Origin of the sequence: Methanococcoides sp. NM1 (assembly GCF_900774285.1) — an archaeon.
Lineage (GTDB): Archaea > Halobacteriota > Methanosarcinia > Methanosarcinales > Methanosarcinaceae > Methanococcoides > Methanococcoides vulcani.
Window position 1 is genome coordinate 1 of sequence record NZ_CAAGTW010000018.1, and the last position, 9,938, is coordinate 9,938.

The 9,938-nt window shown below is 42.1% G+C and carries 9 protein-coding genes; 4 read left to right on the forward strand and 5 right to left on the reverse strand.

Annotated elements, in window-relative coordinates:
- Positions 1-500: 500 nt before the first annotated feature.
- The 4 genes from eif1A (at position 501) to E7X56_RS11495 (ending at position 2,719) form a co-directional block, all read left to right on the forward strand.
- The gene (eif1A, locus tag E7X56_RS11480; protein WP_135606888.1) at positions 501-821 is read left to right on the forward strand and encodes a translation initiation factor eIF-1A; all 321 of its coding nucleotides are present in this window, start codon (positions 501-503) and stop codon (positions 819-821) included.
- 2 nt (positions 822-823) lie between these two features.
- Entirely contained in the window at positions 824-1,618 is a 795-nt protein-coding gene (locus E7X56_RS11485; RefSeq protein WP_135606880.1) for a serine protein kinase RIO, read from the forward strand.
- 52 nt (positions 1,619-1,670) lie between these two features.
- Complete coding sequence (locus E7X56_RS11490) at positions 1,671-2,207, forward strand: pre-rRNA-processing protein PNO1 (protein ID WP_135606881.1); 537 nt, start codon at positions 1,671-1,673, stop codon at positions 2,205-2,207.
- A 104-nt stretch (positions 2,208-2,311) separates the two neighbouring features.
- On the forward strand, positions 2,312-2,719 hold the full coding sequence (locus E7X56_RS11495) for a fasciclin domain-containing protein (RefSeq protein WP_135606882.1): 408 nt from the start codon (positions 2,312-2,314) through the stop codon (positions 2,717-2,719).
- A 20-nt stretch (positions 2,720-2,739) separates the two neighbouring features.
- On the opposite strand, the gene E7X56_RS11500 is transcribed toward E7X56_RS11495, so the two are convergent.
- The 5 genes from E7X56_RS11500 to E7X56_RS11520 all read right to left on the reverse strand — a co-directional run bounded on the left by E7X56_RS11500 (position 2,740) and on the right by E7X56_RS11520 (position 9,777).
- Complete coding sequence (locus E7X56_RS11500; RefSeq protein WP_135606883.1) at positions 2,740-4,320, reverse strand: cell wall metabolism sensor histidine kinase WalK; 1,581 nt, start codon at positions 4,318-4,320, stop codon at positions 2,740-2,742.
- 243 nt (positions 4,321-4,563) lie between these two features.
- Complete coding sequence (locus E7X56_RS11505) at positions 4,564-5,655, reverse strand: (Fe-S)-binding protein (RefSeq protein WP_135606884.1); 1,092 nt, start codon at positions 5,653-5,655, stop codon at positions 4,564-4,566.
- Positions 5,656-7,080, reverse strand: a complete 1,425-nt coding sequence (locus tag E7X56_RS11510; protein ID WP_135606885.1) for an FAD-binding oxidoreductase — start codon at positions 7,078-7,080, stop codon at positions 5,656-5,658. It abuts the gene before it with no gap.
- Positions 7,081-7,090: 10 nt separating this feature from the next.
- Entirely contained in the window at positions 7,091-8,341 is a 1,251-nt protein-coding gene (gene larA, locus E7X56_RS11515; protein ID WP_135606886.1) for a nickel-dependent lactate racemase, read from the reverse strand.
- Between the two features lie 251 nt (positions 8,342-8,592).
- A complete protein-coding gene (locus E7X56_RS11520; protein WP_135606887.1) occupies positions 8,593-9,777 on the reverse strand; it encodes a mechanosensitive ion channel family protein in 1,185 nt (394 codons plus the stop codon).
- Positions 9,778-9,938: the final 161 nt, after the last annotated feature.

A 9,938-nucleotide genomic window follows, 5' to 3' on the forward strand; every position in this document is an offset into this window, starting at 1 on the left:
TGATAGATAAAGTCACTATCAGTCAGAATTAACCGAACTGCCACATTCAACGTCAGACCGGAAAAGCTCCGGTCTCCACTAATGATTCTGATATGGAGGTGATTGAAATTCCACACACGTTGTGCGGAATTAAATAAATGTCGTTGTTGGTATATAAGACTTTTGATGCCTTATAAATTGCCAATCTCACAGAGGGAAGTAACAAACGGATCATTCATAATTGCCGACCCGCATATTTACTCGCCTTGCGAGGACCCTTACATGTGCACACTATTATAAATACATTTCGTATCCGAGGGTTTAATCATGCGAATATGATCGAAAATTTACAATGCACCTTATCCATAAAACATAGAACTGGCCTGCCCATATGACAGGAATCGAGAATAGCACCATAAATTCAAAAACAGGTTCAAACAATAGGAAACACACGCAACCTTTAACAATGGATGAGACATAAATGATGCAATATATTGGATAAATCTGAAAGAGGAATTGGGCTGGATAAAAAGAAATCTGGAAAAGATAATGATGTACCCAAACAAGTAACACGTGTAAGAACACCACAAACAGAGGATAGGGAAGTTCTTGCAACCGTGGAGAACCTTATGGGTGCAAGCCGGGTAAAGCTCCGGTGCATGGACGGTGTCGTCCGCATGGGACGCATCCCCGGATCTATGAAAAAAAGCAACTGGATACGTGAAGGTGATATTGTGATCGCCGTTCCATGGGACTTCCAGGATACAAAAGCAGATGTTATATGGAAATACACACGCCCACAGGTAAATTGGCTTGAGCGCAAAGGTTTCCTGAAAGGATAATTATGAAAAAAGAACTTGAAGGCAAGATAAAACGCCTTGACAATAGCGTTGATAAATTGCGAATTAAACGCAAAGACAGCGATAGTCTCAAAGTAACCGAGAATGTATTTGATAACGCCACATTAAAGGCACTATATACATTATCCAACAAAGGAATCGTACAGGCACTGGGCGGATCCATAAGTACAGGAAAGGAAGCAAATGTCTTCCTCGCAGATGGAGAAGAGGAAGAAATCGCAATAAAGATCTACCGGATATCTTCAAGCAGCTTTAGATCAATGGAAGATTACATTCTCGGAGACCCACGTTTCAGTAATGTACGCCATAACAAGAGGGACATAGTCTTTGCATGGACAAAGAAAGAGTTCAGGAACCTCATGAGGGCAAAGCAAGCTGGCATTCGTGTGCCCGAACCCATAACTACCGAAAGGAACATACTAATAATGAAATTCATGGGAGAGAATGGCAAACCATACCCCCTGCTCAAAGACATGAAGATAGAAAACGAAGACGGGCAGTTGATATTTGAAACCGTGATAGACTACATGCATAAGCTCTATGTAGATGCAAACCTTGTCCATGGCGACCTTAGTGAATACAACATACTGATCGATCCGGAAGATATAACTCCCATTATTATCGACATGGGACAATCCGTAACTCTGGAACATCCACGTGCAGACCAGTTCTTAAAGCGAGATATCGAGAACATACTCAGATACTTTAAACGCTATAAGGTCGATGAATCACCCGAAAGCATTTATGCACGGATAAAAGAACCAGAACCAGAGAACTAAAAAACGTAACTATAATAATAATAATAATAATAATAATCAGCAGGTAGACCACATGACACATATCAAAGTACCCCAGGACAGAATCGGCGCGATCATCGGCCCAAAAGGCAGTGTTAAAAATATGATCGAAAATAAATCCACCTCCAAACTGGACATTAACAGTGAAAGCGGTACGGTGGAAGTAATAGCTGGCGATGACCCGGTCGGAGCTATGAGAGCAGTTGATGTCATACATGCCATTGGAAGAGGATTCAACCCTGAAAAAGCATACAGCTTCTTTGATGATGATATGTTAATGCTCGAGATAATTGACCTCTCACGGGCAGCATCAACACCAAAGGAATTACTGCGCCTTAAAGGAAGGATCATCGGCAAAGGTGGAAAGACAAGAGAAATAGCGGAGAGCCTTATAGGTGTCAAAATCTCAGTCTACGGAAAAACAGTAAGTGTCATAGGCCATCCCGAACAGATACTTATAATGAGGACAGCATTGGAAATGCTTATCGACGGTGCAAACCACGGTTCTGTATACAGCTTCCTTGAAAAGAAGAAACAAGACCTGATGCGTGCGCAGCTTGATTCATATTGAGACTGCCTTTTAAAGGATGCTACATAAGTTGCAGCAGCATCCTTTAGACCAGACATATTTAGATCATGTATCGATCTGACAAGATCTAATCGGGGGATATTTACATGGGTGAAACAAAGAGCATTGTACAAACAGCAATAGAGATAGGCGATTTTCCAACACTTGTAAATGCTGCTAAAAAACTAGGCCTTGATAAAAAGTTCGATAACAACGGACCATATACAATATTTGCACCCCTTGAAAAAGCATTCGAGCCGATACCCGAAAGTGTAATAGATGAGGCATTTGATGAAATTGACTACCTTATGTACATCATAAACTACCATGTTGTCGAAGGAAAGTATCTGACATCAGATCTCAAAGAAGTTGACTCATTGACTGCGCTCAACGGCAAGATATTGAAAATTACAAACGATGGCGATGTTATGATCAATGGAATCCCTATCGAAAAAGAAGACATCGAATGCACTAATGGCATCATTCATGCTATCGGTGACATACTGATACCCTGAAACTATCCTGCAATATAAACTTAAATCGGAAGCATCACATGAACAGTGGTGCCCTTACCCGGTTCACTTTCCACCCACATCTGACCCTCATGAAGACTCACAAGTTTCTTTGTAAGTGCAAGCCCTAAACCGGTACCGCTATAAAGTCGCTTTGTGGAACCATCCACCTGATAAAACTTGTCATACAGATGAGGCAATTGCTCCTTTGGAATACCGATACCATCATCCTTGATAATGATATGCATCATCTCACCAAGGGTTTTAGCCTCAACGTTCACATTCCCCCCCTCTGAAGTGAATTTGACAGCATTAGACAGAAGATTGTAAATAATGTGCCTGAACTTTGCCTTATCGGCATTTATCTGCGGAAGCTCAGGATCCATATCATAAGAGAACGAAACATCCTTTTTCAAAATCGAATGCATTATCGAATCCTTTACTTCCATAAACGCAGGAATTATGCTAAACTTTTCGAACTTGGCTTCCTCCTTTCCTGCTTCGATCATTGAGATCTCAAGGATGTCATTTATAATCTCAGAAAGATGATTGCCATTCTTGGATACATTTTGGAGATATCTTCGCTGAACATCAGTAAGATCCCCACATCGACCATCCAGTAATATCTCGGAAAAACCAATTATTGAATTAAGAGGTGTCCTTAGCTCATGACTAACATTCGCAAGGAACTCACTCTTGGAACAATTGGCAGCATCTTCAATAGCTTGCGCGCGTTTAAGAGTATCTTCGGATTTCTTTGCCTCACTGACATCATGCAACATTACAGAAAGATTAGAAGGCACATTATCCTGATCAAAGATCACATGAGAGTCAAGCATAGCAGGGAAAATACTGCCATTCTTCCTCATATGCCAGACCCCTTCTTGTTGGAAATATCCATTATTAAGTAACTTGTCACGTAAATACTTCAAGCGAGGAACCTGTTCTTCATTATAGAACATCAAAAAGTGATCGCCAAGTACATCTTCAAGAGAATGATCATGCATTGACGCAAATGCCTCGTTGAGATAAAGAAGACTTCCTTTCATATCAAGGACTGCAATACCATAGTTTGCATTATCAGAAATGTTCTTAAATATGTTCAGGTCCTTTGCCACAAGTATGCGTTCAACGAACTTACCAAGACAATCAGAGATATAATCGACAATATCTTCCTCTTCTTTCAGGAAAGAGCCACCATCTGGACCTGGCAATTCTTCAAGATAATAAACTTCCAGACTGCCATGAACTGCACCATCAACGAAGATTTCAGATGCATATTTCCATCGGGATATTTCGAAATTATCAGATTGGAACATTAGATCATCAAAAATAATCCTTGAACATGCGATCGACGAATTTTGCATACCACATGGAACCATTTTCACGATCTGCTGAAAACCTGCCTCCAGTGAAGATGCATCATTGACCACTTTGGAAACTGAATGTAAATATTGTACAATATTCATACGGGTGCTACTATCTTGACCCTGCTTTTCCGGAACATCGATCGCATCGGATGTATTAATTACTTCAACATCCACAAGATCGTTGCTATTTACCATTACGCACGAGGAGCGTTCACATTCCCTTTTCGAGATCATCCATATTCCACATCTATGTTCTAAACTGATGCAAAGATAATCGCTTCGAATTGCTTTGCTCAGATATGAATGACATATTTCCCAATGTCATCGTACTACCACCTTTACCGGTATGGTTTAACCGCATGTCAATCTTTTGGTTCCAACAATACCTATATTGTCAATTAATACCAACCATACTAAAGACTTTTCTTTATAAAAATAGAAACAAAATGATCTGGAAGATCAATAAAATCGATCCGATCATTCCAGAAGTTCATCTATTAGCTCGAGTAGATCCCTGACTTCGAGCGTCGAAGTTTCACTTACACCCAGTTTCAGGTTATTAACACAGAAAGGGCATGTGGTAAGCAGAACATCTGCGATTTCAGCCTGATCCACTCTTTTCTCCGCGATCTGCCGGGATATTTCAGGGAACATTGATCTGACCCCTCCACCGCCGCCACAGCAGCGTGCCGATTCCCTGTTATCTTTCATTTCCACGAACTCGATCTCCGGAATCATATTGATCACATCACGGGGTGCATCATAGATCCCTAAGTGCCTGCCAATGTGGCATGGATCATGATAGGTTACCTTCCTGTTGTAAGGTTTCAGATCAAATTCCTGCTCATTGAGCCACTCAACAAAGTGCATTGCTCTGAAAGACATGGCCTTAAAGCGAGGATATTCTTTCCTGAACATCCTCAAACACCCCGCACATGAGAACAGCACGATCTCAGCACCGGTGTCCTCAATTGCTTTAAGGTTCGCTTCAGCTTGCTTTCTGATCACATCATCCGAAAACCCTATCCTTCCAAGCACACTCCCACAGCAAACCTCATCAAGTAGTGTATAGTCCACTCCAAGCTTCTTCAATATGGAGATGCCTGCAGTAGAAGTCTCTTTATTACGATAAGCTGCACTGCAACCTGTAAAATAGGCGATCTTAGCAGGATGAGGAACTTCACCGAACAGTTCTTTTCGGCTTTTCTCTTCGCCGAACGGATTTCCCAATGTAGCAATGGAATCAGCGATCTTCTGGTGAGTTGAACCTACTACTCCTGATGCAACAATATCTTTTCGTGCAGCTTCGATAACCTCAACTACCCCTGTGGATGAAGGACACCTGCGAGTACAATCAGCACAGGTGGTACATTGGTAGATGCGTTCCAGTACAGACTCATCAGGTTCGATATCCCCGGAATACAATCCATAACAAAGAGCCATCTTACCCCTTGCCGCTGAAGAATCCCATTCGAGATTGTCAAATATAGGGCAGACCTCCTTACAGAACCCGCACTGGGTACAGTTGAGCAGCTCTTTTTTCCAGTTTTTCAGATTATCTGTCCTCATTCACTCATCCTCCAGATGGTACCGCAGATGGGAAATGAAATTGCCCTCCCAGTCCATGATCTTATTTGGGTTCATAATATTATTGGGATCCAGAGCCATCTTGATAGTTTTCATGGCATTAAGGCTGCATTGTCTTTCCTTAAGGAAGAACGGAGCTTTGGTCATACCAACACCATGTTCTCCGGTGATCGTTCCACCAAGATCCATTACTTTCTCGTAGATCTCTTCAACTGCCTTTTCCGCCTGGTCCCAATGGGACTTCTTCGTGGGATCCATTAACACCTTAGTATGCAGGTTCCCATCACCTGAATGACCATAACTGGCAATGATTATATCGTATTTATCGGAGATCTCCTGGAAAGCTTTGACAGCCTCAGGAACTTTGCTCATCGGGACAGCCATATCATCGGCAAGCATAACAGTTACAAGATCATCATCATACTTCGACAACGCCGGTATCATTGCCTTTCTGCCCTTCCACAATTCTTCCTTTCTCTCAGGATCATCGGTGAAATCAACAGAAAGAGAACCTGAAGCCTTACAAACTTCCATTACCGTCTCGATCTGGTCCTTCACATCATTAGTGCTGCCATCGACCTCTATCAAAAGTATAGCTTCTTCATCAGGCAACCCCATGCAAACAGCCTTGTTCACCGCCTGGATGCAAACCCTTGACATAAGCTCCAACCCTGAAGGTATCAGAGGCTTTGCAATGATATTGGAAACGCACTTACCTGCTTTCTCCAGCGTATCAAATACTGCTACTGCAACTGCAGTGGTCTCAGGAAGTGGAACGATCCGCATGTTGATCTCAGTTATGATACCCAGTGTTCCTTCCATACCGCACATCAGTTTTTCCAGCTGGTATCCTGCAGAGTTCTTCAACGTCCTTGAACCAAGCCTTGCGACCTCTCCATTGGGGAACACGACCTCCATTCCAAGAACGTAATCCCTTGTAGCTCCATATTTCACTGCATTGCCACCTGAAGCATTGGTCGCTACCATGCCACCAATATTGGCCACATTACCACTGGAAGGACCGGGAATGAAAAATCCATAGTTCTTAAGCTCTGCATTCAGGTCCTTGTGGATCACACCCGGCTCTACCACCACATAGAGATCTTCAATATGTAGGTCCTTTACCTTGTTCATCCTTTGCAGATCAATGACCAGACCACCAGCAATAGGAACACTGTGACCACAAAGAGCGGTACCTGCACCCCTCGGGACAATTGGAAAAAGATACTCATTTGCGAGCTTTACAATTTTTTCGATTTCAGCAGTAGTCTTTGGCCTGATCACAGCATCAGGCATACTGCGGTGTATTCCGGCATCGGTAGAATAAGCATACAGCTCAGCCGTAGATGTACTGATATGACCCTCACCTACAATATCCCGTAATCCGTCAATGATCTGCTGATCCATAATTTCACCATTATTCAATAAGAGGTACTGTCAGACTGCCCTGAGGCAGAATAATAGCATAAGGCTCCTTGCCCTGCTCTTTAATAATATTGATAGCCTTGTCAAAAGCTTCCTGGATCCCTTCCTGTGATTCCAGTTTCGCAGACTTCAGGACATCACTGTCAAGGTCGGATACAGCCCACATTTTAGCCCATGTGCCGATCTGTGCCATCCTTGCAGCCTTGTGAAATCCCAGTTTGTAACATTCAGAGGTCTTTGCCATAACCTCATTGCAGGTTGCTGAAGAACCAAGTAAATTAAGGAACGTATCATCCCCTACCCCGTCACGGCACTTGGACACAAGAATAATGATACCGCCATCTTCGAGAGCAAGCCTGCCGTTCTCAAGAGCCTTTTGTGATTGGTAAAGATCGATATCCATAGGATATGGTGCTGCTGTGAGCACGATGTTGCCTTTCTTCTTGAACTTTGTGCCGAAAACCTCATTGGCCTTTACAACAGCAGCATCAAAGGATTCAAAAAGGTCTCCTGCTGTCATTGCATAAAGACCATGATCTGCAGTAAGCACAGTCTGGACAGAGAAGATATTAAGGTCCTTTAGCATTTCCATGGCATCGGTCATATCCTCTGCAACAGGATTGCCTTCAAGAGCAAGGGATTGTGCTGCATTCGAGAGGGCATGCTTGTGGTTCATCTCAATGGTCTTGTAGCCTGCAACTCCCGGAAGGAAAGATTTTCTCCCACCTGTGTAGCCTGCGAAATAATGCGGTTCCACACTTCCGATAACAAGGATATTTCCTGCCTGCCTGATCATTTTGTTGATATACATTTCTGTGCCGTTGGAGGAAACACCCAGATAATCCATATCCTCATCCTTTCTGGCATCATGCACAAAGATATGGTCCCTTATTTCATCATAGATCTCCCCGAAAATGAACCTGAACTCATCCTCCGTGGGTGCCCTGTGTGCACCTGTTGCCACTATGAACTTTACATCGGGATGAGAAAGAAGTATAACCTTCATCTCAAGAAGTACGCGGGCAGTTGGTGTCGGACGGGTGGCATCATTTACAATGACCAGCAGGCTGTCAGCATTCTTTAAAAAATCCTCAAAAGGTTCCATGCCCATTGGGTTTGAAAGTGCATGTGAGATTATCCCGGACTCATCCCCTACCTCCGGCTCGTTCGGCGAAAGCACCTCATGGGGTATTTTCACTTCAAGATCAACAAAGTCCTTTCCATAGGGTATCTCCACATTCATTCCATCTTCTCCTTTTTGCGTACGTCAGGACATTAATTAATACTAGCATGTAAACCGGATGATAATATAAACAGTGCATATTTGCACCATTGTAAGTAAAGTTAGTACAAAAAGACTAGGTTTAATACAAAGAAAAACAAGTTACAATATAAAAATTTATCCCTGAATATCTATCATAAACCAATTGGTGAAATGACATTACTGTTGCTTTAACCCATTTTTAAAATAAAAAAAGATTCAGGCACGACAGGTCATTTTTCAATTTCCTTGCCAACCCTTCCCCGTAGCTCCTTAATTTCGTTATTAAGCTCAACTGCTTTTGAATCGAGATACTGGAGAGCCTTTAGTTTGACACCATCAGCAGATGTACCCCCTTCCTTTTTTAGTACCTCATTTACAGATTCCAGATCATCTTTTAGCTTGTTTTTCTGCTCCAATATGGAATCAAGATTTTGCCTTTCTGTTGATTTAATATTCTCATCACTGATCCCATTGATCAGATCAAAGAACTCATTCTGTTTTTGCTCCATATCTTCGATCAGTTTATCTATTTTTTTAGTGATCTCTGCCTCTATAGCCTTGCCAAAAATCACATCCTCTGTTGTAACCTGTGTGACATATTCATAAGTTGCAGGTGGTTTAACACTTACTTTATCATGATCAGAAGGCATGAAAACTGCATTTTTATCGTAGATCCTCTGATTCATAAATGTTGGAGAAACTATTTCGATATTATCTTCGTGAAGGCTATCGAATATCATCTTTTTCAGATCAGATCTTTTGGTTATAAGGCTGGATACATCTTTCAAAAGCCCCCCTACCTTGTAAGTAACTGAAAAGTTACCTAATTCGACCACATGTACAAAAATATTCTCAAGTTCGATCTTTTCTGCTGCCTTGATGAGAGCCATTTCGATCTGCTCTCTTGACACATTATATCCTAATGAAACAGTAGTCGAGATAATCGTACCCGATGAACTTATGGTGACCAGAGGATTGGAGATCAATTTCAGGTTCGGTATGGTAATAATATCACGATTGATAGATTGGACCTGAGTATGCAGTATCCCAATCTCCGACACCTTTCCAAAAGTTTCTTCGACCCTTATATAATCGCCTGCTTTGAAAGGTTTTATACGACTTAGCATTATGCCAGACATACCATTTGCTACAAAAGTGGTCGATGACAGCGCAATGGTGGCACCGATCAGGATACCAAAAAAACTCAGGAGGGTCTGCTTCGTATTATCCGAGATAGGAAGTGTAAGCACAAAAACCACAAGCCCGACAAGTGCTACCAGAAAGAGAATAAACTGCTCAAAAGTCTTTTGTTCTGAGAATATACGGGTCTTCCTGAAAATGTATCCCAATGCAGTCAAAAGGATAAGAGTCCCCATAACTACGATAATGCCAGGACAGTATTCTTCCAGTACCATAATGCTTTTTATCCCCCAGAAGCACAGAAAATACAAATTCAGTAGTTCCCTAATTTTTTCTCATTTTTGTCTTAGCTCCACTATGTCTCACCTCAAACATTCCACCACTGTCTGAATCCTTAACTTTCTCCTCAGCCATTCCTCTATCAAGAGAATGAACC

Excerpts from the sequence above, each read along its gene's own strand:
- E7X56_RS11520 (WP_135606887.1), bottom strand. The coding sequence starts at position 9,777 with ATGGTACTGGAAGAATACTGTCCTGGCATTATCGTAGTTATGGGGACT.
- E7X56_RS11485 (WP_135606880.1), top strand. The coding sequence starts at position 824 with ATGAAAAAAGAACTTGAAGGCAAGATAAAACGCCTTGACAATAGCGTT.
- E7X56_RS11495 (WP_135606882.1), top strand. The coding sequence starts at position 2,312 with ATGGGTGAAACAAAGAGCATTGTACAAACAGCAATAGAGATAGGCGAT.
- E7X56_RS11505 (WP_135606884.1), bottom strand. The coding sequence starts at position 5,655 with ATGAGGACAGATAATCTGAAAAACTGGAAAAAAGAGCTGCTCAACTGT.
- E7X56_RS11510 (WP_135606885.1), bottom strand. The coding sequence starts at position 7,080 with ATGGATCAGCAGATCATTGACGGATTACGGGATATTGTAGGTGAGGGT.
- larA (WP_135606886.1), bottom strand. The coding sequence starts at position 8,341 with ATGAATGTGGAGATACCCTATGGAAAGGACTTTGTTGATCTTGAAGTG.
- E7X56_RS11490 (WP_135606881.1), top strand. The coding sequence starts at position 1,671 with ATGACACATATCAAAGTACCCCAGGACAGAATCGGCGCGATCATCGGC.
- E7X56_RS11500 (WP_135606883.1), bottom strand. The coding sequence starts at position 4,320 with ATGATCTCGAAAAGGGAATGTGAACGCTCCTCGTGCGTAATGGTAAAT.